This window comes from Streptomyces sp. LN549, from assembly GCF_043203805.1.
GTDB lineage: Bacteria > Actinomycetota > Actinomycetes > Streptomycetales > Streptomycetaceae > Streptomyces.
Map to the genome: position 1 here is coordinate 6,795,364 of NZ_JAZHRI010000002.1, position 23,409 is coordinate 6,818,772.

21 protein-coding genes and 1 riboswitch are annotated in these 23,409 nt (G+C 70.6%); of the genes, 16 read left to right on the top strand and 5 right to left on the bottom strand.

Going from position 1 to position 23,409, the window contains the following annotated elements:
* Positions 1-14: 14 nt before the first annotated feature.
* Entirely contained in the window at positions 15-1,079 is a 1,065-nt protein-coding gene (gene sepH, locus SH922_RS30495; protein WP_393061466.1) for a septation protein SepH, read from the bottom strand.
* A gap of 497 nt (positions 1,080-1,576) precedes the next feature.
* Here sepH and SH922_RS30500 point away from each other — a divergent pair, with 497 nt between their 5' ends.
* On the top strand, positions 1,577-2,695 hold the full coding sequence (locus tag SH922_RS30500) for a hypothetical protein (RefSeq protein ID WP_393061468.1): 1,119 nt from the start codon (positions 1,577-1,579) through the stop codon (positions 2,693-2,695).
* A gap of 88 nt (positions 2,696-2,783) precedes the next feature.
* Here SH922_RS30500 and SH922_RS30505 read toward each other — a convergent pair whose 3' ends face one another.
* The gene (locus SH922_RS30505; protein WP_393061470.1) at positions 2,784-4,106 is read right to left on the bottom strand and encodes a D-arabinono-1,4-lactone oxidase; all 1,323 of its coding nucleotides are present in this window, start codon (positions 4,104-4,106) and stop codon (positions 2,784-2,786) included.
* Positions 4,063-5,310: an MFS transporter gene (locus tag SH922_RS30510; protein ID WP_393061472.1), complete on the bottom strand. Its 1,248-nt coding sequence runs from the start codon at positions 5,308-5,310 to the stop codon at positions 4,063-4,065. Before SH922_RS30510 ends, SH922_RS30505 begins: the two co-directional genes overlap by 44 nt.
* A gap of 180 nt (positions 5,311-5,490) precedes the next feature.
* Between SH922_RS30510 and SH922_RS30515 the strand changes: the two genes are divergently transcribed.
* Together SH922_RS30515 and SH922_RS30520 are read left to right on the top strand one after the other, a co-directional pair.
* Positions 5,491-6,618, top strand: a complete 1,128-nt coding sequence (locus SH922_RS30515; RefSeq protein ID WP_393061474.1) for a ferrochelatase — start codon at positions 5,491-5,493, stop codon at positions 6,616-6,618.
* Positions 6,619-6,653: 35 nt separating this feature from the next.
* The gene (locus SH922_RS30520; protein WP_393061476.1) at positions 6,654-7,472 is read left to right on the top strand and encodes an inositol monophosphatase family protein; all 819 of its coding nucleotides are present in this window, start codon (positions 6,654-6,656) and stop codon (positions 7,470-7,472) included.
* A gap of 128 nt (positions 7,473-7,600) precedes the next feature.
* Here the strand turns inward: SH922_RS30520 and SH922_RS30525 are convergent, their stop codons facing one another.
* A complete protein-coding gene (locus SH922_RS30525) occupies positions 7,601-7,774 on the bottom strand; it encodes a hypothetical protein (protein ID WP_187285335.1) in 174 nt (57 codons plus the stop codon).
* Between the two features lie 416 nt (positions 7,775-8,190).
* On the opposite strand from SH922_RS30525, the gene SH922_RS30530 reads away from it, so the two are divergent.
* The 4 genes from SH922_RS30530 to SH922_RS30545 all read left to right on the top strand — a co-directional run bounded on the left by SH922_RS30530 (position 8,191) and on the right by SH922_RS30545 (position 11,772).
* Complete coding sequence (locus tag SH922_RS30530; protein WP_024490544.1) at positions 8,191-8,844, top strand: response regulator transcription factor; 654 nt, start codon at positions 8,191-8,193, stop codon at positions 8,842-8,844.
* Between the two features lie 5 nt (positions 8,845-8,849).
* Positions 8,850-10,082, top strand: coding sequence for a sensor histidine kinase (locus tag SH922_RS30535; RefSeq protein ID WP_393061479.1), 1,233 nt, complete (start codon positions 8,850-8,852; stop codon positions 10,080-10,082).
* A 405-nt stretch (positions 10,083-10,487) separates the two neighbouring features.
* Positions 10,488-10,784 (top strand): DUF4193 domain-containing protein, encoded by a 297-nt coding sequence (locus tag SH922_RS30540; RefSeq protein WP_003965732.1) that lies wholly within the window; start codon positions 10,488-10,490, stop codon positions 10,782-10,784.
* Positions 10,785-10,797: 13 nt separating this feature from the next.
* Positions 10,798-11,772, top strand: coding sequence for a hypothetical protein (locus tag SH922_RS30545; RefSeq protein WP_393061481.1), 975 nt, complete (start codon positions 10,798-10,800; stop codon positions 11,770-11,772).
* An 88-nt stretch (positions 11,773-11,860) separates the two neighbouring features.
* Here SH922_RS30545 and SH922_RS30550 read toward each other — a convergent pair whose 3' ends face one another.
* Positions 11,861-12,319, bottom strand: coding sequence for a DUF3093 domain-containing protein (locus SH922_RS30550; RefSeq protein WP_393061483.1), 459 nt, complete (start codon positions 12,317-12,319; stop codon positions 11,861-11,863).
* 58 nt (positions 12,320-12,377) lie between these two features.
* Between SH922_RS30550 and SH922_RS30555 the strand changes: the two genes are divergently transcribed.
* The 9 genes from SH922_RS30555 to SH922_RS30595 all read left to right on the top strand — a co-directional run bounded on the left by SH922_RS30555 (position 12,378) and on the right by SH922_RS30595 (position 23,331).
* The gene (locus SH922_RS30555; RefSeq protein WP_393061485.1) at positions 12,378-12,962 is read left to right on the top strand and encodes a PaaI family thioesterase; all 585 of its coding nucleotides are present in this window, start codon (positions 12,378-12,380) and stop codon (positions 12,960-12,962) included.
* A complete protein-coding gene (gene dut / locus SH922_RS30560) occupies positions 12,962-13,495 on the top strand; it encodes a dUTP diphosphatase (RefSeq protein ID WP_393061487.1) in 534 nt (177 codons plus the stop codon). Before SH922_RS30555 ends, dut begins: the two co-directional genes overlap by 1 nt.
* A gap of 1 nt (position 13,496) precedes the next feature.
* Positions 13,497-14,261, top strand: coding sequence for a DUF3710 domain-containing protein (locus tag SH922_RS30565; RefSeq protein ID WP_393061489.1), 765 nt, complete (start codon positions 13,497-13,499; stop codon positions 14,259-14,261).
* Positions 14,262-14,587: 326 nt separating this feature from the next.
* On the top strand, positions 14,588-14,677 hold the full coding sequence (gene kdpF / locus SH922_RS30570; RefSeq protein ID WP_037777601.1) for a K(+)-transporting ATPase subunit F: 90 nt from the start codon (positions 14,588-14,590) through the stop codon (positions 14,675-14,677).
* A gap of 7 nt (positions 14,678-14,684) precedes the next feature.
* The gene (gene kdpA / locus SH922_RS30575; protein ID WP_393061491.1) at positions 14,685-16,349 is read left to right on the top strand and encodes a potassium-transporting ATPase subunit KdpA; all 1,665 of its coding nucleotides are present in this window, start codon (positions 14,685-14,687) and stop codon (positions 16,347-16,349) included.
* 26 nt (positions 16,350-16,375) lie between these two features.
* Complete coding sequence (kdpB, locus tag SH922_RS30580; protein ID WP_393063737.1) at positions 16,376-18,472, top strand: potassium-transporting ATPase subunit KdpB; 2,097 nt, start codon at positions 16,376-16,378, stop codon at positions 18,470-18,472.
* A gap of 6 nt (positions 18,473-18,478) precedes the next feature.
* A complete protein-coding gene (locus SH922_RS30585) occupies positions 18,479-19,156 on the top strand; it encodes a potassium-transporting ATPase subunit C (protein WP_393061493.1) in 678 nt (225 codons plus the stop codon).
* Between the two features lie 156 nt (positions 19,157-19,312).
* Positions 19,313-19,396: riboswitch (ZMP/ZTP riboswitch) on the top strand.
* A gap of 31 nt (positions 19,397-19,427) precedes the next feature.
* Positions 19,428-20,579 carry a phosphoribosylaminoimidazolecarboxamide formyltransferase gene (locus tag SH922_RS30590; protein ID WP_393061495.1) on the top strand — a complete coding sequence of 384 codons (1,152 nt, stop codon included), beginning with the start codon at positions 19,428-19,430 and terminating at the stop codon, positions 20,577-20,579.
* A 208-nt stretch (positions 20,580-20,787) separates the two neighbouring features.
* A complete protein-coding gene (locus tag SH922_RS30595; RefSeq protein WP_393061497.1) occupies positions 20,788-23,331 on the top strand; it encodes an ATP-binding protein in 2,544 nt (847 codons plus the stop codon).
* Positions 23,332-23,409: the final 78 nt, after the last annotated feature.

Sequence of the window (23,409 nt, forward strand, 5' to 3'; positions counted from 1 at the left end):
TCACCCGGTTCCGGTCAGTCCTGCTTCTTGCGGCGCGTGCCGAAGACGATCTCGTCCCAGCTCGGCACCGCGGCCCGACGCCCGGGCCGGACCCCGTCCGCCTCGGCCTGCCGGTCCGTCGTCCCGGTGAGCCGGTCGCGGTGGCCTGCGACGGCCCGCGGCATCAGCACGTCCGCATAGGCGGAACCCGCGCCCGCCGAGGCCGCGGGGGCCGGCGGCTCCTCGGCCTCCGGCTCGTGGGCGGCGGGTTCGAGCGCCGGGGGCTCGGGCGGTGCGGGCCGCTCCGGCACGACCATGTCGCCGCGGAAGCTCGGTACCGCCTCCAGCAGGCTGGTGAGCGAATCCCGCTCGCTCGCGGTGACCCCGCCGATACGCTCCTCCGGCTCCGGGGGCGGAGGCGGCGTGGGGCGTTCCATCTGGCGGTCGAGGGCGCGGTCCAGCGGCCGGTCGCGCGGCAGTCGGGCGATCCGGGGCACGAACGGGAAGCTGGGCTCGGGGGCGGCGACGTCGTCGGTCTCGCCGATCAGCGAGCGGGCCTCGTCGTCGACGGCCTGGACCAGCCGGCGCGGGGGGTCGTAGGTCCAGCTCGCCGAGTGCGGCTCGCCGGCGACCCGGTACACCAGGAGGACCTCCCAGGTGCCGTCGTCGCGGCGCCAGGAGTCCCACTGGACGGTTTCCTTGTCGGCTCCGCGCAGCAGCAGGCGCTCCTGCACCGCCTCGCCGAGCTGGGGGCCGGTGTTCTCGCCCGGACGGCGCACGGGAGTCTTCCGGGCCCGCTCGGCCATGAAGGCACGCTCCGCGAGCACAGGGCCCTCGAAGCGGCGGACACGGTCGACCGGAATCCCGGCGAACTGAGCGACCTCCTCCGCGGAGGCACCGGCTCGTATCCGGGCCTGGATGTCGCGGGGGCGGAGGTGACTCTCCACCTCGATCTCGATCTGGCCGAGCCGCGCGCGGTCGTTGCGCACGGCGGCTCGCAGCCGCTCGTCGATCGGAAGCGTGTACTCCGTGCTGTCCGCAGCCTTGAGCACCAGTCGTGTGCCGTCGTTGGAGACGGCCACGACACGCAGTTCGGGCATGGGGACCTCCCGGGTGGTGCCTGCCGACGTCACGTGCGTCGCTGCTTCCGCTAGTCGAGTGTGGCCTGCCCGGGTGCAGCCTGCCACAACATTGCCGTGTTGCCCGGCGTGTCGGGCGTGAGCCCTTGATCGCCGGTATGACACGGTGACCTCTTGCGCAACGCAAAGTAACAGATGGTCACTCCGCGTAGCTGGCCCCCGTGCGATGCCGCGGCGCCGCCGGATCGAGTGCCTCCTTCGGCCCCCTCCCGAAGGTTCCGGACTTCCACGCGGGAGTCCGGCCCCAGGGCTCGCCACAGTACTCCATTCGGGCCATGGGGGTGGACCGCCGCGCCGCCGAAGTTCTCGTGAGGCACGGGAGTTGAGGTACCCAGCTGGAGGCAGGATGCCCGCAATGCGTGTCCTGCTTCACAGAATCCCCGTAAGCGGAACTATCTGCTTCGCTCAAATGTCCCTTGTTGTTGCATGGTGGGAGAGATGTCAATCAAGGGCTGGAAATGGTGCAGAAGCCGGAAAGTGACATAGAACCCAGAGAAAGGCGGATAGATCTGAGCCTGCCCCAGGTGGCGGGCAGTGCTGTGGCAGCGGTCGCGGCGGCAGTGGCGGCCTCTCAACTGGGTGTGTACGGGACGATTCTCGGCGCGGGGGTGATGAGCGTCGTGGCCACCTGCGGCGGCTCGGTCTTCCAGCACTTCTTCCGCCGCACGGGCGAGCAGATCCGCGAGGTGACGGTCCAGGTGAAGCACCCGGGCCGCGAGGTGACGGTTCATACGCGCCAGACGCGTGACGGCGGTGACCCGGATGCGGAATGGGTGACTTCCGGGAGGCGGGTCGCGCTGCGCGAGACGGCCGGATCCGCCGATGCCACCGCGATGCTGCGCCCACTGGATGCCACGACCGTCCTGCGGCAGGTGGACCCTTCCGCGCGGGGCGAGGCCTCCGGGCCGAAGGATGCCGACGCCACAGCCGTCCTGCGGCCGGTGGACGCCACGACCGTGCTGCGCAAGGTGACCGCCGACCCGGACCGCACGCAGCTGATCCAGTCGCCGGCCGGAACCCGGCGGCTCACGGCCGCCACGTCGCCGGACGAGGAGTTCACACAGGCGACCACGCACGGCACCCGGATCCGCGGCTGGAAGCGCTCGGCCCTCGGGGCCGCCTTGGTGTTCGTCGTTTCGATGATCGGGATCACCACGTTCGAGCTGGTCTCCGGGAACGACCTGAGCGGTGGCCAGGGAACCACCGTCGGCTCCGTCGTGCGCGGTGAGCGGGGCTCGGGATCCTCCGACCCGGCACCGTCCCCCAGTTCGGACCAGGACCAGGACCAGGAACAGGACGCCACGGTGCCGGGCCAGGACAACAGCACGGCACCCGGCGCCGACCCGCAGGACGGACAGAGCGCGAACCCCGATCCGGACCGGGACGGCTCCGCGACGGCCGACCCGACGCCCACGCCGACCCCGTCGGACACCGCCGGGGACAGTACGGCCCCGGCGCCCGCGCCCAGCCCGGCGACCACCGGCGACGGAAACAGCTCCGCCCCCGATCCGACGGGTACGGCCGGCGCTCCGGCGCAGGAGGACCGCGCACCCGTCGGCACGGACACCCAGGAGTGAGCGGACGCGGCCGGTCTCCGGCCGTGACGCAGTCGGCCTCCGCCCATGACCCGGGCGGAGGCCGACTGCGTCACGGTGAGGGCCGGGGTCAGTCGCCCAGGACCCGGCGCAGGTAGTCGTTGGCGAAGAGCCGGTCCGGGTCCAGCCGGTCCCGTACGGCGGTGAACTCGCCGAAGCGCGGGTACACGCCCGCCAGGTACTCGGCGTCACGGGTGTTGACCTTGCCCCAGTGCGGACGCCCGCCGTGCGCGGCCATGATCCGCTCGACCGCCGTGAAGTACGCCTGGTAGGGCGTGCCCCGGTACAGGTGGACGGCGATGTACGCGCTGTCCCGGCCCGAGGCCGTGGAGAGCGCGATGTCGTCCGCGGGGGCGGTGCGCACCTCCACCGGGAAGCTGATCCGCAGCGGGGAACGGTCCACCATCGCCTTGACCTCGCGCAGCGCCTGGACTGCAGCCTCGCGCGGCAGGGCGTACTCCATCTCCACGAACCGGACCCGGCGCGGGCTGGTGAAGACCTTGTACGGGATGTCGGTGTACGTACGCGCCGACAGGGCCCGGCTGGAAAGCTTCGCGACCGAGGGGATCGTGGCGGGGACCGCCCGGCCGAGCGAGCAGGCCACCTGGAAGATGCCGTTGGAGAGGAGCTCGTCCTCGATCCAGCCGCTGACCTTTCCGGGCGGGGCCGCGGGGCCCGCGCTCCGGTTGTTGCGCTTGGTGTTGCAGTTGCCCGTGTGCGGGAACCAGTAGAACTCGAAGTGTTCGTTCTCGGTCACCAGCTGATCGAAGTCCGCCGTGACCTTGTCGAAGGCCATCGGCTCCTCACGGGCCGTCAGCAGGAAGACAGGCTCCACGGCGAAGGTGATGGCGGTGATGACGCCCAGCGCGCCGAGCCCGATCCGGGCGACGGCGAAGATCTCGGGGTTCTCGGTCTCCGAACAGGTCAGCACCGTGCCGTCCGCGGTGACCAGTTCCAGGGCGCGGATCTGCGCGGATATCGACGCCGAGTCGCGGCCGGTGCCGTGGGTGCCGGTCGAGGTGGCCCCGGCGACCGTCTGCTCCATGATGTCGCCCATGTTGGTGAGCGAGAGACCCTCGCGGGCCAGCGCGGTGTTGAGCCGCTTCAGCGGGGTGCCGGCCTCGACGGTCACCGTCATCGCCGCCCGGTCGATCTCACGGATGCCGGTGAGCAGATCGGGCCGGATCAGCAGCCCGTCGGTGGCCGCGGTCGCGGTGAACGAGTGGCCGGTACCGACCGGCTTCACCTTCAGACCGTCCTCGGACGCCCTGCGCAGCGCCTCGGCGAGTTCGTCCACGGAGGCGGGGGACACGGTCCGTACCGGACGGGCGGTGACGTTCCCCGCCCAGTTACGCCACGCGCTCGTCGTCGTCCGTGCGTAGGTGTCGGTCATCTTCCCCGCGCCCTTCCGTAGGAACCGGCCCTCTGAGCCGGCGGTACCCCAGGAACGCCACCGCGGCCGCGAGCGCTCCCGCCACGGCGGGCACCGCGTACCCCGCCTTCGCCCCGGACGCGTCGACCACCCAGCCGGCGGCCGAGGAGCCGAGCGCCACGCCTACGGCGAGCCCGGTGCTGGTCCAGGTCATGCCCTCGGTCAGTCTGGTGCGCGGTACGTGCTGTTCGACGAGGGCCATGGTGGTGACCATCGTCGGTGCGATGGCGAGACCCGCGACAAAGAGCGCCACGGCCAGAAACGGAAGGCTCCCGGCCAGTTGGAGGGGGATCATACTCACGGCCATCGCACAGACTCCCACCAGCCACCGGGTGGACGGCCTGCCCTTGAGATGCAGCAGGCCGAAGACCGCTCCGGCGAGGCACGACCCGAGCGCGTACACGGCCAGTACGAGGCTCGCCGCGGCCTTGTGGCCCTGCTCCTCGGCGAAGGCCACCGTCACCACGTCGACCGCTCCGAAGACCGCCCCGGTGGCCACGAAGGTGACCACGAGCACCTGCAGCCCGCGCGAACCCAGCGCGGAGCCGGTGGTGTGCCGGGCGTGCGGGTGCGGGACCGGCTCGGTGGCCCGCTGTGCGGTCAGCCAGAAGACTCCGACCAGCAGGAACCCGGCGGCGAGCAGCGGGCCGGCCTCCGGGAACCAGGCGGTGGAGAGCCCGATGGAGATGATCGGGCCGAAGATGAAGCAGACCTCGTCGACGATCGACTCCCACGCGTACGCGGTGTGCAGCTGCTGGGCCGAACCGCGGTAGATCTCCGCCCAGCGGGCCCGGACCATCGACCCGACACTGGGCACGCAGCCCGCGCCCGCGGCGAAGACGAACAGGGTCCAGTCGGGAAGCCGCTGCTGAGCGCAGACCAGCAGCCCGGCCACGGCCGCCAGCGCGACGAGCGTCACCGGACGCAGCACCCGGCGCTGTCCGTGCCGGTCGACCAGCCTGGACACCTGCGGTCCGACCACCGCGGCCGACATCGCCAGCGTCGCGGAGAGCGCGCCTGCCAGCCCGTAGCGGCCGGTCAGCTGGGAAACCATCGTCACCACGCCGATGCCCATCATGGACAGGGGCATCCGGCCGAAGAAGCCGGCCGAGGAGAAACCCTTGGAGCCGGGGGCGGCGAAGATCGCGCGGTAGGGACTGGGCACGGGGGACTCCGGTACGGCGTGGTCACACGCGGTGTCAGGGGTGAATGCGGCCGATACAGCTTACGGGTGCGCCTGAGGGTCCGACAGCGGGATTCCGGGCGGGCGCCGGTGAACCCGCGGTGCCGGGCGGGTCAGGTGTCGGTGGGAGCCGGGCCGTGGGTGGGTGGCAGGATCGAGGTCATGTCCGATCTGCGCGATCCTGCTCCCTACGACGCCCTGCTGCTGCTCTCCTTCGGAGGCCCCGAAGGCCCGGACGACGTGGTTCCGTTCCTGGCGAACGTGACCCGCGGCCGGGGAATCCCCGAGGAGCGGCTGAAGGAAGTCGGCAAGCACTACTTCCTCTTCGGCGGCGTCAGCCCGATCAACGCCCAGAACCGGGCGCTGCTCGACGTCCTGCGCAAGGACTTCGCTGAGCACGGACTCGATCTGCCCGTGTACTGGGGCAACCGCAACTGGGCGCCCTACCTGACCGACACCCTGCGCGAGATGACCCAGGCCGGGCACCGCCGCATCGCCGTCCTGGCGACCAGCGCGTACGCCTCGTACTCCGGCTGCCGGCAGTACCGCGAGAACCTCGCCGAGTCACTGGCCGTCCTGGAGGCCGAGGGATTGTCCGTGCCGCGCGTCGACAAGCTGCGGCACTACTTCAACCACCCCGGCTTCGTCGAGCCGATGGTGGAGGGGGTCGTCGCCTCGCTGGCCGAGCTGCCCGCGGACGTACGGGCCGGGGCGCACCTGGCCTTCACGACGCACTCCATCCCCACGTCGGCGGCGGACACCTCCGGACCGGTGGAGGCACACGGCGACGGCGGTGCGTACGTCGCCGAGCACCTCGACGTCGCCCGGCTGATCGTGGCCGCCGTGGCTGAACGGACCGGCGTCGAGTACCCCTGGAAGCTCGTCTACCAGTCGCGCAGCGGCGCCCCGCACATCCCGTGGCTGGAACCCGACATCTGTGACCACCTGGAGTCGCTGCACGGTGACGGTGTCCCCGCCGTGGTGATGGCACCCATCGGGTTCGTCTCGGATCACATGGAGGTCCTCTACGACCTCGACACCGAGGCCACTGCGAAGGCGGCCGAGCTCGGACTCACGGTGCGCCGGTCCGCGACGGTGGGTGCCGACCCGCGCTTCGCCGCGGCGGTGCGCGACCTCGTGCTGGAGCGCGCCGCCACGGAGCAGGGCCTCGGCCGGGAGCGGTGCGCGCTCGGATCGCTCGGGGCGAGCCACGACCTCTGCCCGGTGGGCTGCTGCCCGGCCCGGGCGCTCAAGCCTGCCGCCGCGGGCGCCGACAGCCCCTACGCCTGACCCGCCCCGCACCTCCTCACCCCCTTGGGAGCGCCGTGACCGACCCCCTGCTGTCCGAACTGCTCGAACTCGCCCTGGACGTCGCCGGCCGCGCCGGCGCGCTGCTGCGCGACGGCCGCCCCGCCGACCTGGGCGTGGCCGCGACCAAGTCCAGCCCGGTGGACGTCGTCACCGAGATGGACATCGCCGCCGAGAAGCTGATCACCGGTTTCCTGGCCGAGCGCCGCCCGCACGACGGCTTCCTCGGCGAGGAGGGCGCCAGCTCCGAGGGCAGCAGCGGTATCCGCTGGGTGATCGATCCGCTCGACGGCACCGTGAACTATCTCTACGGCCTGCCCACGTGGGCCGTCTCCGTCGCCGCGGAGCGCGACGGTGAGCGGATCGTGGGCGTGGTGGAGGTCCCGATGCGCGGGGAGACCTACCACGCGGTCCTCGGCGGCGGTGCGCACGCAAAGGGCGGAGCGTACGGGGACGGCGCCCGGCTGCGCTGCCGGCCGGCCCCGCCGCTCGACCAGGCGCTCGTGTCGACCGGCTTCAACTACGTCGCCGACGTCCGCGCGCACCAGGCGGAGGTGGCGCGCATCCTGATCCCGAGGCTGCGGGACATCCGGCGCGGCGGTTCCGCGGCGATCGATCTCTGCGACGTCGCCGCCGGTCGCCTCGACGGCTACTACGAGCGCGGCCTTCACCCGTGGGACCTCGCCGCGGGCGACCTCATCGCCCGGGAGGCGGGCGCGCTCACCGGCGGCCGCCCCGGGCCGCCCGCCGACGGCGGGCTGACGGTGGCGGCTGCGCCGGGGGTCTTCGAACCCCTCCAGGCCCTGCTCGAGGAACTGGGAGCCTGGCACGACTGACCAGGGGCCGCCCCAGGTCCCGAGGCCTGCGAGAGCCGCTGAGCGGGCCGTGGGCTTCCCACCGGAGACCGGAACCGAGAAGGCCCCGCGGATGCCTGTGCGGCACCGCGGGGCCTTCTCGTGACGGCTCAGACGCTCGTGGCGCCGATGTGAACACCGTGCTCGGCAGCGAGGCGGTGCAGGTCGTCCAGCTCGCCCTGCTCGACGTCCGCAAGGAAGTCGTCGCCCGTCTCGCGGGCCTTCGTGAGGTCGGACTCGGTGGTCTGGATGCGTTGCAGCAGACCTGCGGTGAAAGCGTCCATGAAGCGCCCCCTCATCGTGGGTCGGTGGCACGGGGGTGTGCCCGGGTTTCCCTCCGCCGAAGCGGTAGGGCGGGTGATCACGCACTCTCCGGGGGACGGAGGGGCCTGTGGCACGCCACATACAAGACGTGATCGCGGGTGTGAATTCGTCCTCCCCTGCCCAACCCTCAGAGAAACCTCAACTGGCCCGGGAATCCTCCGAATTCCCGGAAGCCGCAGGTCGGGCCGCGCCGTCTTACCGCCGGTTTATACGTGTTACGGGCAGGATGGAGCCGCACAGGCCGTGCCGAGGCGTGGTCCGGATCACGACCACGCGTCTGTCCGGACGCTCCGCCGGTCTGTCTCGAACGTTGTGAAGTTCTGCCGTGAAGCTCTGTTGTGAAGCACTTTTGTGAAGTTCTAAGGAAGGAAGCGCCGTGCGCGTACTCGTCGTGGAGGACGAGCAGCTGCTCGCCGATGCGGTGGCCACCGGACTGCGCCGTGAGGCCATGGCCGTCGATGTCGTCTACGACGGTGCAGCGGCCCTGGAGCGCATCGAGGTCAACGACTACGACGTCGTGGTCCTCGACCGGGACCTCCCCCTGGTGCACGGCGACGACGTCTGCCGCCGGATCGTCGAGCTGGGCATGCCGACCCGGGTGCTCATGCTCACCGCGTCCGGGGACGTCAGCGACCGCGTGGAGGGCCTGGAGCTCGGCGCGGACGACTATCTGCCCAAGCCCTTCGCGTTCAGCGAGCTGACCGCGCGGGTCCGGGCCCTCGGCCGCCGCACGACGGTCGCTCTGCCGCCGGTCCTGGAGCGCGCGGGGATCAAGCTCGACCCCAACCGCCGCGAGGTCTTCCGGGGCGAGCAGGAGGTCCAGCTGGCACCCAAGGAGTTCGCGGTGCTGGAGGTCCTGATGCGGAGCGAGGGCGCCGTGGTCTCGGCCGAGCAGCTCCTGGAGAAGGCCTGGGACGAGAACACCGACCCGTTCACCAATGTCGTCCGGGTGACCGTCATGACGCTGCGGCGCAAGCTCGGCGAGCCGCCGGTGATCGTCACGGTGCCCGGCTCCGGTTACCGGATCTGACGCCGGTGCCCACCGTCCCGCCGCCCGCGGCGGCGCCCCCCAAGCCCACCTGGGAGCCCAAGCAGCAGGAGCCCCCGTACCCCTGGCTGCGCCCGACCATCCGGATACGGCTCACCCTGCTGTACGGCGGCATGTTCCTGATCGCGGGCATCCTGCTGCTGTCGATCATCTACATGCTGGCCGCCCAGGCCCTGCACGTGGGCAGCGAGCTGCCGTTCACGATCGTCAACGGGCAGGTGACCAGCAAGGTCTGCAACCTGCCCGAGAAGGCGTCCCCGGACGACTTCAACGCCGCGGTGAACACCTGCGTCAACCATCAGCGCCAGGAGGCGCTCGACACCCTCCTCAACCGGTCGCTGCTGGCCCTCGTGGGCCTGAGCGTCATCGCTTTCGCCTTCGGCTACGCCATGGCGGGGCGGGTGCTCTCGCCGCTGGGCCGGATCACCCGCATCGCCCGCAGAGTGGCCGGAACCGACCTGTCCCGCCGCATCGAACTGGACGGGCCGGACGACGAGCTCAAGGAGCTCGCCGACACCTTCGACGACATGCTGGACCGGCTGGAGCGGGCCTTCACCGCGCAGCAGCGGTTCGTCGGGAACGCGTCGCACGAGCTGCGCACCCCCCTGGCGATCAACCGCACGCTGCTGGAGGTCCACCTCTCCGATCCCCAGGCACCCCCGGAGCTCCAGCAGCTCGGCAAGACGCTGCTGGCCACCAACGAACGCAGTGAGCAGCTCGTGGAGGGCCTGCTGCTGCTCGCCCGCAGCGACAACCAGATCGTCGAGCGCAAGCCCGTCGACCTGGCGGAGGTGGCATCCCGCGCGCTGGACCAGGCCCGGGGCGAGGCCGAGGCCAAGGGCGTGGAGATGCGCAGCGAGCTGGCCCCGGCGGTCGTCCAGGGCAACGGTGTCCTGCTGGAGCGGATCGCGCTGAACCTCGTACAGAACGCGGTGCGCTACAACGTCCCGGCGGACGGCTGGGTCGAGGTCAGCACCGAGCTGCTGCCGGGGCAGGCTCTGATGGTCGTCGCGAACACCGGGCCCGTGGTGCCGGCGTACGAGATCGACAACCTCTTCGAGCCCTTCAGGCGGCTGCGTACGGAGCGAACGGGCAGCGACAAGGGGGTGGGGCTCGGCCTGTCGATCGCACGCTCCGTCGCGCGCGCTCACGGCGGCCGTATCATCGCGGAGCCCCGCGAAGGCGGTGGTCTTGTGATGCGCGTCTCACTGCCCGTCTGAGAAGCTGGGCGTGGCGAAATGTGCGCGGATTATTTTTGTTCGCTTTGAGCGGAATTTTCGGGACTCGATCCTGGAGAGGCCGTGTGTGATCGATCACAAGAGCGAATTTCCGCCCGTCCACGCTCCGTGATCAGGGATCCCTCCGGAAAACCGGCAAAAGTCGGGTTTTCGGGGGCCGATATCACGGGAAGTACACGGGGTGGCGCTGGCAAACAGTGCCGCCGGGACCGTGTACGGTCCCCATCGCCACCCAAGCCGATCACTCTCGAGCGGTCCTTTTGGGTGTCGATTGAGTAACAGACCTTGATGTGAGGCAAAATCTCCGCCTCGGGTCGGGCACAAGTCCGGCCTCTCACGCGTTACGTGCGCTGAGACACCGCAGACACCCAGAGGGGGAGAGCGACAATGGCAACGGATTACGACACCCCACGCAAGACCGACGACGACGTCGATCAGGACAGCCTTGAAGAGCTCAAGGCTCGCCGGAGCGACAAGACGGCATCCGCCGTCGACGTCGACGAATTCGACGCGGCCGAAGGACTGGAGCTGCCCGGCGCAGACCTGTCCAACGAAGAACTGGCCGTAAGGGTCCTGCCCAAGCAGGCCGACGAGTTCACCTGCATGAGCTGCTTCCTCGTGCACCACCGCAGTCAGCTGGCCCGCGAGAAGAACGGCCAGCCGATCTGCCGCGACTGCGACTGAGGTCCTGTCGGCCGTGGCAGGGGACACACCGTTCCGGAAGCGGCGCACCCGGCGCAAGGAAGGGCCGGAGGCGCAACAGGGCGGTACAGGCCCGGCAGAGGGCGTAGCAGCGCCTGCCGAGCGGTCCGCCCTGCCACCCACGCCGGGCGAACAGGACGACGAGCGAGGCCGCTCGGCCTCGCTCGAAGCAGTCGAAGCAGCTGTGGCCGCCATCGAGGCGGCTGCGGAAGTCGACGCGGCCGACAGGGCCGGAGAAGTCGACAGGACGGAGCCCGTGACCGGGGCAGGCCGTCTGAAGTCAGTGAAACGGGCCGTACGCAAGGGCGGGGAGAGCGCCAAGGCGGCGATCGGTCATATCGCCGACCTGATCATCGATATCGCTCCCCGCGTCCCTGTGCGCGACCTCGCCACTCTGCGCAAGCAGTTCCCGGGCCTGGGGCCCGAGGAGATCGCCGACCGGCTCATCGCCGGCGCGAGCAGGGCCACCGCAACCGTCGGCGCCGGAATCGGCGCGGCGGCCATGATGCCCGTCCCGCCGGCCATGCTCGCCGAGCTGGCCGCGGAGATCACCGGTGTGGCCGCGATCGAGATGAAGCTCGTCGCCGAACTGCACGAGGTCTACGGACAGCGCCCGCCGGGCGGCATCGGACGGCGCTCCAACGCCTACCTCACGTCCTGGACGGAGGAGCGCGGTATCGACGTCACCCACCCCACGACGGTCAATGCGGCGCTCGGCGGCCAGATGAAGCGTGAGCTGCGCCAGCAGATCATGAAGCGCACCGTGCGCGACCTGCCCAACCTCATCCCGTTCATGATCGGCGCCGCCGTCGGCGCGATGATGAACCGGCGCGACACCAAAAAACTTGCCGAACGGGTCAGGAAGGACCTCCGTAAGCGACAGGTCCCCTGGGACCGGCTGACGGAGCTGCCGCCGCTGGAAAGCCCGTACGCGGCCCTGCCCGAGGATCCGAAGGACTCGGACGGCTGAGGGCCTCCGCAGGCCGCACGAGACCTTCAGAAGCCCCGTACGAACACGTCGGCCCCCGGTCCCGGACCAGGCCGGCCACGGCCCCGGATCAGGCCGGATTCGACGTCTTCAGGGCCGCCGCCAGCGCCTGCGGCTCGCGCGTCGACAGATAGACGTACGGAGTCGGGTCCTGCGGATCCGTGACCTCCACGCGCACCGCCGTAGGGATGTAGCTGCGCAGCAGCATGAAGGCCCGGGTGTCCGCCTTGTACGAGCGCCAGGCGCGCGCCTCGTCGGCGTCCAGCACCTCGGCCTCACCGAGCGCCGACACGGGGATCCGCGCGTCGCCGGCGACGAGCGCACCTGCCACCACCCGGATCCGGGCGGAGCCGTACGAACTGACCGCCACCGCCGACAGTGCGGTGCCGCCCGCCAGCCCGGCGAGCAGGGGCAGGGTGCCCAGCGGCAGGAGCATCAGCGCACAGGCGATGCCGACCAGGACGGCGATCAGCCACCACGAACGGGGCGCGGTGAGACGTTCGTCGAAGGGCAGGGTGGAAGGCTGCATGAACCCAAGCTTGGCACGGCGCGACCTGCGGGTACCCGCGCGGGTAAGGTCTGCGCCTGTGAGTGGAACATCTGCGGCTCTGAAGCCCCCGGCCGACGCGGTGAAACCGGTCCGGCATCCCGACGCCCCGGCACCCGGCGAGCTGCTCGGCGCGCACTACGAACACTGTTTCGGCTGCGGCGACGGACAGCCGCACGGGCTGCACCTCCAGGCACGGGCCGGCGAGGGCGTCGGCGTCACCGCCGAGTTCACGGTGCAGGCCGCCCACCAGGGCGCCCCGGGCCTCGCTCACGGCGGAGTGCTGGCCACCGCGCTGGACGAGACACTCGGCTCGCTGAACTGGCTGCTGCGCGTGATCGCGGTGACCGGACGGCTGGAGACCGACTTCGTCCGCCCCGTACCGGTGGACACCGTGCTGTTCCTGGACGCCGAGATCACCGCCGTGCACGGCCGGAAGATCTACTCCCGGGCGACCGGCCGGATCGGCGGCCCGGACGGGCCCGTGGCGGTCCGGGCCGAGGCCCTGTTCATCGAGGTCAAGATCGATCACTTCATCGACAACGGCCGCCCTGCCGAGATCCAGGCTGCGATGGCCGACCCCGACCAGGTCAAGCGGGCCCGAGCCTTCGAGGTGAACCCCTGATGCGCCGTCCCGTGGACGTCCTGATCCGCCGGGTCGACCCGGACGTGCCTATTCCGGCGTACGGGCACCCGGGCGACGCCGGAGCCGATCTGGTCACCACCGAGGCCGCCGAGCTGGCGCCGGGGGAGCGGGCGGTACTGCCGACCGGGGTTTCGATCGCCCTGCCGGACGGGTACGCCGCGTTCGTGCACCCCCGATCCGGCCTCGCCGCACGCTGTGGAGTCGCCCTGGTGAATGCTCCGGGGACGGTGGATGCCGGGTACCGTGGAGAGATCAAGGTGATCGTCATCAATCTCGACCCGCGCGAGTCCGTGCGGTTCGAGCGGTTCGACCGGATTGCCCAACTGGTCGTGCAGCAGGTCGAGAAGGTGCGCTTCCACGAAGTGTCGGAGCTTCCCGGTTCGGCGCGGGCCGAAGGGGGCTTCGGGTCCACCGGCGGTCATGCCGCCGTTGATGTTGATGGCGTCCGGGGCGGGGTTCCCCAGGGCGGGAACAGCTACGCTTCGGTCGAATCCGACCGGGAAGGAAAGTGACGTGTTCGGACGTCGCAAGAACAGTGGTTCCGCCGATGACACGGCGGACGAAGCGCGCGAGGCCGAGCAGGTCGTCGACGAGCGCGATGACGCCGAGAGCGGATCGCGCCGGACGAACCTTCCGCCGGCGCCGCGGCCCGACGGGCCGTGGGACATCGACGAGGTCTCCCAGCCCGGCGAGGGCCGGGTCGACCTGGGCGGCATCTTCGTGCCCGGTGTCGAGGGCATGGAGCTGCGCGTAGAGGTCGCCGGTGACGCGATCGTCGCCGCCACGGTCGTGCTGCGCGACAGCGCGATCCAGCTGCAGGCCTTCGCCGCCCCCAAGAAGGAGGGCATCTGGGGCGAGGTCCGCGAGGAGATCGCCTCCGGCATCACCCAGCAGGGCGGCATCATCGACGAGGTCGAGGGCCCGCTGGGCTGGGAACTGCGCGCGCAGGTCCCCGTACAGCTTCCCGACGGGGCGAACGGCGTGCAGATGGTGCGCTTCGTCGGTGTCGACGGTCCGCGCTGGTTCCTGCGCGGAGTGATCTCCGGCCAGGGCGCCGTGCAGCCGGAGGCCGCCGGTCTCCTGGAGACGGTCTTCCGGGACACCGTGGTCGTCCGCGGTGACGGGCCGATGGCCCCGCGCGACCCGATCGTCCTCAAGCTCCCGAACGACGCCCAGATGGTTCCCGAGGGCGTTCAGCAGGAGGAGCAGGAGGGCTCGAAGTTCTCCGGTGGCATGGCAGGCCTCCAGCGCGGCCCCGAGATCACCGAGGTGCGCTGACCCGCACTCCGTAAGCACCGGCCGGTGGCCCGTACCCCCTTCGCGGGGGTGCGGGCCACCGGCTTCTGCGTGTCCGGGGGCGGAGCGGGGCGCGGCAGCCCGTATGGGGCGCGTATCGGGCACGTACAGGCGCCGTCAAGGCCGGGCCCATCCCCGTAAGGAAGGCATCAACGCAGGTCACAGAGGCGCCGGCGGGAGGTTTGCTCAAGAGGTCCGAGAAATCCGCACCTCATCCAGGAGCACCCGATGGCCGATATGGCCTTCGTCGTCACCACGATCGCGGTCTTCGCGCTGGTGGCACTGATTGCCAAGGGGGTGGCGAAGCTGTGACTGCCGAAAACGTCGTCGGCCTCGTCGTGGCCGTAGCCCTGCTGGGCTACCTCGTCCTCGCCCTTCTGTACCCGGAGAGGTTCTGAGCCCGATATGAGCCCCGTCCTCGCAGGTGTGCTCCAGGTACTCGCGCTCGTGGTGGCGCTGGGTCTGGCGTACCGCCCGCTCGGTGATTACATGGCCCGTGTCTACACCTCGCCCCGCCACCTGCGGGCCGAGAAGTGGATATACAGGGCCATCGGCGCCGACCCCGACACGCAGATGCGCTGGCCCGCCTATCTGCGCGGTGTTCTCGCCTTCTCCGCCGTGAGCGTCCTCTTCCTGTACCTGCTGCAGCGGCTCCAGGGCACGCTGCCCGGTTCGCTCGGCTTCTCCTCGATCGACCCCGATCAGGCGTTCAACACGGCGGCCTCGTTCGTCGCGAACACCAACTGGCAGTCGTACTACGGCGAGCAGGCCATGGGCCACGTCGTGCAGACCGGCGGCCTCGCGGTGCAGAACTTCGTCTCGGCCGCTGTCGGCATTGCCGTCGCGGTGGCGCTCGTCCGGGGATTCGCCGCCACGCGCAGCGGTGAACTCGGCAACTTCTGGTCCGACCTGGTGCGCGGCACCGTGCGGATCCTGCTGCCGATCGCGGTGGTCGGCGCGCTCGTGCTGGTTGCCTGCGGAGCGATCCAGAACTTCTCCGGCATCCACGAGGTCGGGCAGTTCACGGGCGGCTCGCAGCAGTGGAACGGCGGCGCGGTCGCCTCGCAGGAGGCCATCAAGGAGCTGGGTACGAACGGTGGCGGTTACTTCAACGCCAACTCGGCCCACCCCTTCGAGAACCCCAACGGGCTCTCCAACCTCTTCGAGATCTTCCTGATCCTCGTCATCCCGTTCGCCCTGACGCGCACATTCGGCCGCATGGTCGGTTCGCTCAAGCAGGGGTACGCGATCCTCGCCACCATGGGCGTCATCTGGCTCGGTTTCACCGCGCTGATGATGTGGACCGAGTTCAGCCACCACGGGCCCGCGTTCGAGATCGCCGGCGGGGCGATGGAGGGCAAGGAGAACCGTTTCGGCGTCAGCGGTTCGTCCATCTTCGCGGTGGCCACCACCCTCACCTCCACCGGTGCGGTCAACTCGTTCCACTCCTCGTACACCGGCCTCGGCGGCGGCATCACGATGCTGGGCATGCAACTCGGCGAGATCGCGCCCGGCGGCACGGGCTCCGGTCTCTACGGAATGCTGATCATGGCCGTCATCGCGGTGTTCATCGCCGGTCTGATGGTCGGCCGTACGCCGGAGTACCTGGGCAAGAAGATCGGCACCCGCGAGATCAAGCTCGCCGCCTGCTACATCCTGGTCACACCGGCCCTGGTGCTCTGCTTCACCGCCGTGGCGATGGCCCTGCCCACCCCGGGCAACTCGATGACCAACTCGGGCGCGCACGGCTTCTCGGAGATCCTCTACGCCTATACCTCCGGCGCCAACAACAACGGTTCGGCGTTCGCCGGGCTCAACGCGGACACCCAGTGGTTCAACACCACGATCGGACTCGCGATGCTGCTGGGCCGGTTCCTGCCCATGGTGTTCGTCCTGGCCCTGGCCGGCTCGCTCGCCGAGCAGAAGCCCGTACCGGCGACCGTCGGCACCCTCGGCACCCACAAACCCCTGTTCAGCGGAATGCTGGTCGCCACCATCATGATCATCGCCGGTCTGACCTACTTCCCGGCCCTCGCCCTGGGGCCGCTGGCCGAGGGGCTGGCGTCATGACCATCCGTACGAAGCAAGAGGACGCGATGTCCACAGTCACGCCGGCCCGAGCATCCCGTCAGGACACTCCGGCCGGGTCCGTTCCGGAAGGGCGCGTCGGCGCCGGGCTGTTCGATCCCAGGATGCTGATCGCCTCCTTCCCCGACGCGATACGCAAACTCGACCCACGGGTGATGGTCAAGTCGCCGGTGATGTTCGTCGTGCTGGTCGGTTCGGTGCTCACCACCGTGCTCGCGGTGCTGGATCCGACCGACTGGTTCGGCTGGGCGATCGCCGGCTGGCTGTGGCTGACGACGATCTTCGCCAATCTGGCGGAGGCGGTCGCCGAGGGCCGCGGAAAGGCCCAGGCCGACACCCTGCGCCGGGCCAAGACCGACACCGTCGCCCGCCGGATCATCGGCAGCAACGAGGAGCGGGTCCCCGGTACCGAACTGCGCATCGGCGACCTGGTCGTCTGCGAGGCCGGCGACATCATTCCGGGCGACGGAGATGTCGTCGAGGGCGTCGCCAGCGTCGACGAGTCCGCGATCACCGGCGAATCGGCCCCGGTCATCCGGGAGTCCGGCGGTGACCGCAGCGCCGTCACCGGTGGTACGAAGGTGCTCTCCGACCGGATCGTCGTCAAGATCACCACCAAGCCGGGCGAGACGTTCATCGACCGGATGATCGCCCTGGTCGAGGGCGCCGCCCGGCAGAAGACGCCCAACGAGATCGCCCTGAACATCCTCCTGGCGTCCCTCACCGTCGTCTTCCTGCTGGCCGTGGTCACGCTGCAGCCGTTCGCGATCTACGCGGGCAGCGAGCAGTCCATGATCGTGCTGGCCGCGCTGCTGGTCTGTCTGATCCCGACCACCATCGGCGCGCTGCTCTCCGCGATCGGCATCGCCGGCATGGACCGGCTCGTGCAGCGCAACGTCCTCGCCATGTCCGGGCGCGCTGTCGAGGCGGCGGGCGACGTCTCGACGCTGCTGCTCGACAAGACCGGCACCATCACCCTCGGCAACCGCCAGGCCGCGGCCCTGCTCCCCGTGGTGGGCGTGACGGAGGCCGAACTGGCGGACGCCGCCCAGCTCTCCTCGCTGGCCGACGAGACGCCCGAGGGGCGGTCGATCGTCGTCCTGGCGAAGGAGAAGTACGGTCTGCGCGAACGTCACCAGGGCGAGCTCGCCCACGCCGAGTGGGTGGCGTTCACCGCCCAGACCCGGATGTCGGGTGTGGACGTCGACGGACGCAAGGTCCGCAAGGGCGCGAGCGGATCGGTCGTCGCCTGGGTGAAGGAGCGGGGCGGCAGCGTGTCCGCGGACGCGCAGGCGCTCACCGACCGCATCGCGGCGGCCGGCGGCACCCCGCTGCTGGTGGCCTGCCAGGACGTGGACGGGGCCCGGGTGCTGGGCGTCGTCCACCTCAAGGACGTGGTCAAGGAGGGCATGCGGGAGCGGTTCGACGAGCTGCGCCGGATGGGCATCCGTACGGTCATGATCACCGGCGACAACCCGCTGACCGCGAAGGCCATCGCCGAGGAGGCGGGCGTCGACGACTTCCTCGCCGAGGCCACCCCCGAGGACAAGATGGCCCTCATCAAGCGGGAGCAGGCGGGCGGCAAACTCGTCGCGATGACCGGTGACGGCACCAACGACGCCCCGGCGCTCGCCCAGGCCGATGTCGGCGTGGCCATGAACACCGGAACCTCGGCCGCCAAGGAGGCCGGGAACATGGTGGACCTGGACTCCAACCCGACCAAGCTGATCGAGATCGTGGAGATCGGCAAACAGCTGCTGATCACCCGCGGCGCACTGACGACGTTCTCCATCGCCAACGACGTCGCGAAGTACTTCGCGATCATTCCCGCGATGTTCGCCGTGGTCTACCCGGGCCTGGACAAGCTCAACGTCATGGACCTGTCCTCACCGCGGTCCGCGATCCTGTCCGCCGTGATCTTCAACGCGCTGATCATCGTCGCGCTCGTGCCGCTCGCCCTCAAGGGCGTCCGCTACCGGCCCAGCGGCGCCGACTCGATGCTCCGGCGCAACCTCGGCGTCTACGGACTCGGCGGCCTGATCGCCCCGTTCATCGGCATCAAGATCATCGACCTGATCATCTCCCTCATCCCCGGAATCGGCTGACCTGCCATGAACAACTCCGTAGGAAACTCCGCCCGACTGCTCTGGGCAGGACTGCGCGCCCTGCTCGTCCTCACCCTGGTCTGCGGCGTCATCTACCCGCTCGCCGTCACCGGCGTCGCCCAGGGACTCATGCCCGGACGCGCCAACGGCTCCGAGATCACGGCGAACGGCAAGGTCGTCGGCTCCGAACTCATCGGCCAGCGCTACGACCTCCCCCTCAAGAAAGGCCAGGAGACCGCGGCCCCCGACCTCAAGTGGTTCCAGCCCCGCCCCTCCAACGGCCTCGGCACCAACAGCGTCAACACCCAGTACTCCCTGATCCTCTCCGGCGCGACCAACCGCTCCGGCGACAACGAGGAACTCATCGACTGGGTCACCGCCGCCAAGGCCGCCGTCGTCAAGGACAACTCCGTCCCCGGCCACCCCGTCCACCCCTCCCAGGTCCCCGCCGACGCCGTCACCTCCTCCGGCTCCGGCCTCGACCCCGACATCTCCCCGGCCTACGCCGACCTCCAGGTCAACCGCGTCGCCGCCCGCAACCACCTCGACACCGCCCAGGTCGCCAAGCTCGTCGGCCGGCACACCGACGGCCGCATCCTCGGCTTCGCCGGCGAACCACGTGTCAACGTCCTCCAGCTCAACATCGCGCTGAAGCAGCTCGTGAACGAGGCCGCACCGCACTGAACGCCCCGCATGCCCGGGTCCGGCCACGGCGGCCGGACCCGGGCATGGCCGGCCCCCGGCTGCTCGGCCGCGCCGGCCGGGTGCCGGAGCCCGGCCACGGGCACATCACCGAGCACTGGCAGGGGAGTTGGCGGCGCCGCGCCAGGTTCCCTAGGATCACACCGTCGTGACTGGCGAGGGTGGATCACCACCGGGGAGCGACCCTCCGCGGAGGAGCCGCCGACCGCCTGGGCGCTCCGTCGGCCCGTCCGACCAGGAGTGCCCAGTGCGCATGCGTTACGGAATGAACCCCCAGCAGACCGCCGCCGAAGCGGCTCCCGTGCACCCGGGGCGCCCACCACTGAGGGTGCTCAACGGCGTCCCGTCCTACATCAACTGGCTGGACGCCCTGAACGCCTGGCAGCTCGTCCGCGAGGCGGCAGCCGTGCTCGGCGTGCCGGCCGCGACCTCGTTCAAGCACGTCTCGCCCGCCGGGGCGGCACTGGCCGGTCCGGTGGACGAGGCCGTCGCCCGCATGCACGGCGTCGATCCCGCCACTGTCGGACCGCTGACCAGCGCCTATCTGCGGGCCCGGGACGGCGACCCCAAGTCGTCGTACGGGGACTTCGCCGCCGTCTCGCACGAGATCGACGCCGAACTGGCCAAGCTGCTCGGCCGGGTCGTCTGCGACGGGATCGTCGCGCCCGGGTACGCGCCGGGCGTGGCCGACGCGCTGAGCCGGAAGAAGAACGGCACCTTCCTCGTCATGGAGGCCGACCCGGGCTTCACCGCCCCCGCCGCCGAGTCCCGTGAGGTCTTCGGCCTCCGGCTGTCCCAGGAGCGCGATCCCGTGCCCGTCTCGGACGAAGTGCTCGCGGATGTCGTGTCCGGCGAGGTGCCGGCCGCCTCCCGCCGGGACCTGCTGCTCGGGCTCGTGGTGCTGCGCCGTACCCAGTCCAACGCGGTGTGCTACCTCAAGGACGGCATGGCCCTCGGTATCGGTGCGGGTCAGCAGTCCCGCGTGGACTGCACCCGGCTGGCCGGAGCCAAGACGGACACCTGGTGGCTGCGCAGGCACCCGCTGGTGCGTGACCTCGCCTTCCGTACGGGCATCCGCCGTCAGGAGCGGATCAACTGGCAGATCCGGCTCGTCGAGGGTGACCTGACCGCCGACGAGCGGGACCGCTGCCGGGACGCACTCGGCAGCGAACCGCCCGAGCTGGACGCGGCGCTGCGCACCGAATGGCTCGGCCGGCTGACGGGGGTCTCCTTCGTGTCGGACGGCTCGCTGCCCTTCCGGGACAACGTCGACCATGCCCAGCGCCACGGCGTGACGTGCATCGCGGAGCCCGGCGGTTCGATCCGGTCCGACGAGGTCGCAGAGGCCTGCCGCGCCCACGGGATCGCCCTGGCACGCACCGGCCTGCGGCTCTTCCATCACTGACGGCGTCCCCGCCCGACCCGGCCGGAGCGCCCCCGGCCGGGGCGGGCGGGCGCCTCCGATGGAGGCATCAGAGTTGCGTCAATACGGACCGCACCCACACCCCCCGCCCGATATGCCGGAAATTCACGGGGTAGTTTCGACAGTGGCTGCCGCATGGGCCGCCACCGGTTTCCGTGAACAGAACCGGTTTCAGGAAGACAATGGGGCCATGGCGCGCGGCAAACTTCGGATCTATCTCGGTGCGGCACCCGGCGTCGGCAAGACGTACGCGATGCTCTCCGAGGCGCACCGCCGTGTGGAGCGGGGCACCGACTGCGTCGTCGGCTTCGTCGAGCACCACGACCGCCCGCGCACCGAGGTCATGCTGCACGGCCTGGAACAGATCCGGCGCCGCGAGATCGAGTACCGCTCCGCCGCCTTCACCGAGATGGACGTGGACGCCGTACTGGAGCGGGCCCCGGCCGTCGCCCTGGTGGACGAACTGGCGCACACCAATGTGCCGGGCTCCCGCAACGCCAAGCGCTGGCAGGACGTCGAGGAACTCCTCCAGGCCGGCATCGACGTGGTCTCCACGGTCAACATCCAGCACCTGGAGTCCCTCGGCGACGTCGTCGAGTCCATAACCGGGGTACGCCAGCGCGAGACCGTGCCCGACGAGGTGGTCCGCCGCGCCGACCAGCTCGAACTGGTCGACATGTCGCCCCAGGCCCTGCGCCGGCGGATGGCCCACGGCAACATCTACAAGCCGGACCGGATCGACGCCTCGCTCTCCAACTACTTCCGCCCCGGCAACCTCACCGCCCTGCGCGAGCTGGCCCTGCTCTGGGTCGCCGACCGGGTCGACGAATACCTCCAGCAGTACCGCGGCGAGCACAACATCCGCACCACCTGGCAGGCCCGCGAACGCATCGTCGTCGGACTCACCGGCGGTCCCGAGGGACGCACCCTCATCCGCCGTGCCTCCCGCATGGCGGCCAAGGGATCCGGCAGCGAGATCCTCGCCGTCTACATCGCCCGCAGCGACGGACTGACGTCGGCCTCGCCCAAGGAGCTGACCGTCCAGCGCACGCTCGTCGAGGACCTCGGCGGCACGTTCCACCACGTCATCGGCGACGACATACCCTCCGCACTCCTGGAATTCGCCCGGGGCGTCAACGCCACGCAGATCGTCCTCGGCTCCAGCCGCCGCAAGGCCTGGCAGTACGTCTACGGACCCGGCGTCGGCGCCACCGTCGCCCGCGAGTCCGGCACCGACCTCGACGTCCACATCGTCACCCACGACGAGGTCGCCAAGGGCCGCGGCCTCCCCATCGCCCGCGGCGCCCGGCTGGGCCGGGCCCGCATCATCTGGGGCTGGCTCGTCGGCGTGGGCGGCCCGGTCCTCCTCTCGCTGCTTCTCAAGGGCATGGAGAACGGCCCGGGGCTCGCCAACGACGTCCTGCTCTTCCTCTTCATGACCGTCGCCGCCGCCCTGCTCGGTGGACTGCGGCCCGCCCTCGCGTCGGCCGCCGCGGGATCGCTGCTGCTGAACTACTGGTTCACCCCGCCCACCCACACCCTGACCGTGCAGGACCCCGAGAACTTCGTCGCCATCGTGATCTTCTTCGCGGTGGCCGTCGCGGTGGCCTCGGTCGTCGACCTCGCGGCCCGCCGCACCCACCAGGCCGCCAGGCTGCGCGCCGAGTCCGAGATCCTCTCCTTCCTGGCCGGCAGTGTGCTGCGCGGCGAGACCACCCTGGCCGCGCTGCTGGACCGGGTCCGCGAGACCTTCGGCATGGAGTCCGTCGCCCTGCTGGAGCGGCAGAGCGACGTCGACCCGTGGACGTGCGCGGGCAGCGTCGGCCCGGCGCCGGTCGCCCGGCCCGAGGACGCTGATGTGGACATGCCCGTCGGCGACCACATGGCCCTCGCCCTCTCCGGCCGGGTGCTGCCCGCCGAGGACCGCCGTGTGCTCGGTGCCTTCGCCGCCCAGGCCGCCGTCGTACTGGACCGCCAGCGCCTGGTCGGTGAGGCCGAGACCGCCCGCCGGCTCGCCGAGGGGAACCGGATCAGGACCGCGCTGCTGGCCGCCGTCAGCCACGACCTGCGGACCCCCCTCGCAGCCATCAAGGCCGCGGTCAGCTCGCTGCGCTCCGACGACGTCGCCTGGTCCGACGACGACGAGGCGGAACTCCTCGAAGGCATCGAGAACGGCGCCGACCGCCTCGACCACCTCGTAGGCAACCTCCTCGACATGTCCCGGCTGCAGACCGGCACCGTCACCCCGCTGATCCGCGAGATCGACCTCGACGAGGTCGTGCCCATGGCCCTGGGCGGCGTCCCGGAGGACAGCGTCGAACTGGACATCCCCGAGACGCTGCCGATGGTCGCCGTCGACCCCGGGCTGCTGGAGCGGGCCGTCGCCAACATCGTCGAGAACGCCGTCAAGTACAGCCCCGACCGCGAGCGCGTCACCGTGGCCGCCAGCGCGCTCGGCGCCCGGGTCGAACTACGGGTCGCCGACCGTGGCCGCGGCGTCCCCGACGAGGCCAAGGAACGCATCTTCGAGCCCTTCCAGCGCTACGGTGACGCCCCGCGCGGCGCCGGAGTGGGACTGGGGCTCGCCGTGGCCCGCGGCTTCGTGGAGTCCATGGGCGGCACGCTGGACGCCGAGGACACCCCGGGCGGAGGCCTCACCATGGTCCTGACCCTGAAGGCGGCCTCGGGATACGTTCCCGCCACTCCCGACCTGCCCGCGCGGGTCACCTCATGATCCGCACGATCCGCCGAGAGCTCAGCGGCCCACGTACAGCACAGACGCACAGACCTACGCACAGACCTACGCACGGCA

What these genes read in the sequence shown, in the direction of transcription:
- sepH (WP_393061466.1), bottom strand. Translation starts at nt 1,079, where the DNA reads ATGCCCGAACTGCGTGTCGTGGCCGTCTCCAACGACGGCACACGACTG.
- SH922_RS30500 (WP_393061468.1), top strand. Translation starts at nt 1,577, where the DNA reads ATGGTGCAGAAGCCGGAAAGTGACATAGAACCCAGAGAAAGGCGGATA.
- SH922_RS30505 (WP_393061470.1), bottom strand. Translation starts at nt 4,106, where the DNA reads ATGACCGACACCTACGCACGGACGACGACGAGCGCGTGGCGTAACTGG.
- SH922_RS30515 (WP_393061474.1), top strand. Translation starts at nt 5,491, where the DNA reads ATGTCCGATCTGCGCGATCCTGCTCCCTACGACGCCCTGCTGCTGCTC.
- SH922_RS30525 (WP_187285335.1), bottom strand. Translation starts at nt 7,774, where the DNA reads ATGGACGCTTTCACCGCAGGTCTGCTGCAACGCATCCAGACCACCGAG.
- SH922_RS30540 (WP_003965732.1), top strand. Translation starts at nt 10,488, where the DNA reads ATGGCAACGGATTACGACACCCCACGCAAGACCGACGACGACGTCGAT.
- SH922_RS30550 (WP_393061483.1), bottom strand. Translation starts at nt 12,319, where the DNA reads ATGCAGCCTTCCACCCTGCCCTTCGACGAACGTCTCACCGCGCCCCGT.
- dut (WP_393061487.1), top strand. Translation starts at nt 12,962, where the DNA reads ATGCGCCGTCCCGTGGACGTCCTGATCCGCCGGGTCGACCCGGACGTG.
- kdpA (WP_393061491.1), top strand. Translation starts at nt 14,685, where the DNA reads ATGAGCCCCGTCCTCGCAGGTGTGCTCCAGGTACTCGCGCTCGTGGTG.
- kdpB (WP_393063737.1), top strand. Translation starts at nt 16,376, where the DNA reads ATGTCCACAGTCACGCCGGCCCGAGCATCCCGTCAGGACACTCCGGCC.
- SH922_RS30585 (WP_393061493.1), top strand. Translation starts at nt 18,479, where the DNA reads ATGAACAACTCCGTAGGAAACTCCGCCCGACTGCTCTGGGCAGGACTG.
- SH922_RS30590 (WP_393061495.1), top strand. Translation starts at nt 19,428, where the DNA reads ATGCGTTACGGAATGAACCCCCAGCAGACCGCCGCCGAAGCGGCTCCC.
- SH922_RS30595 (WP_393061497.1), top strand. Translation starts at nt 20,788, where the DNA reads ATGGCGCGCGGCAAACTTCGGATCTATCTCGGTGCGGCACCCGGCGTC.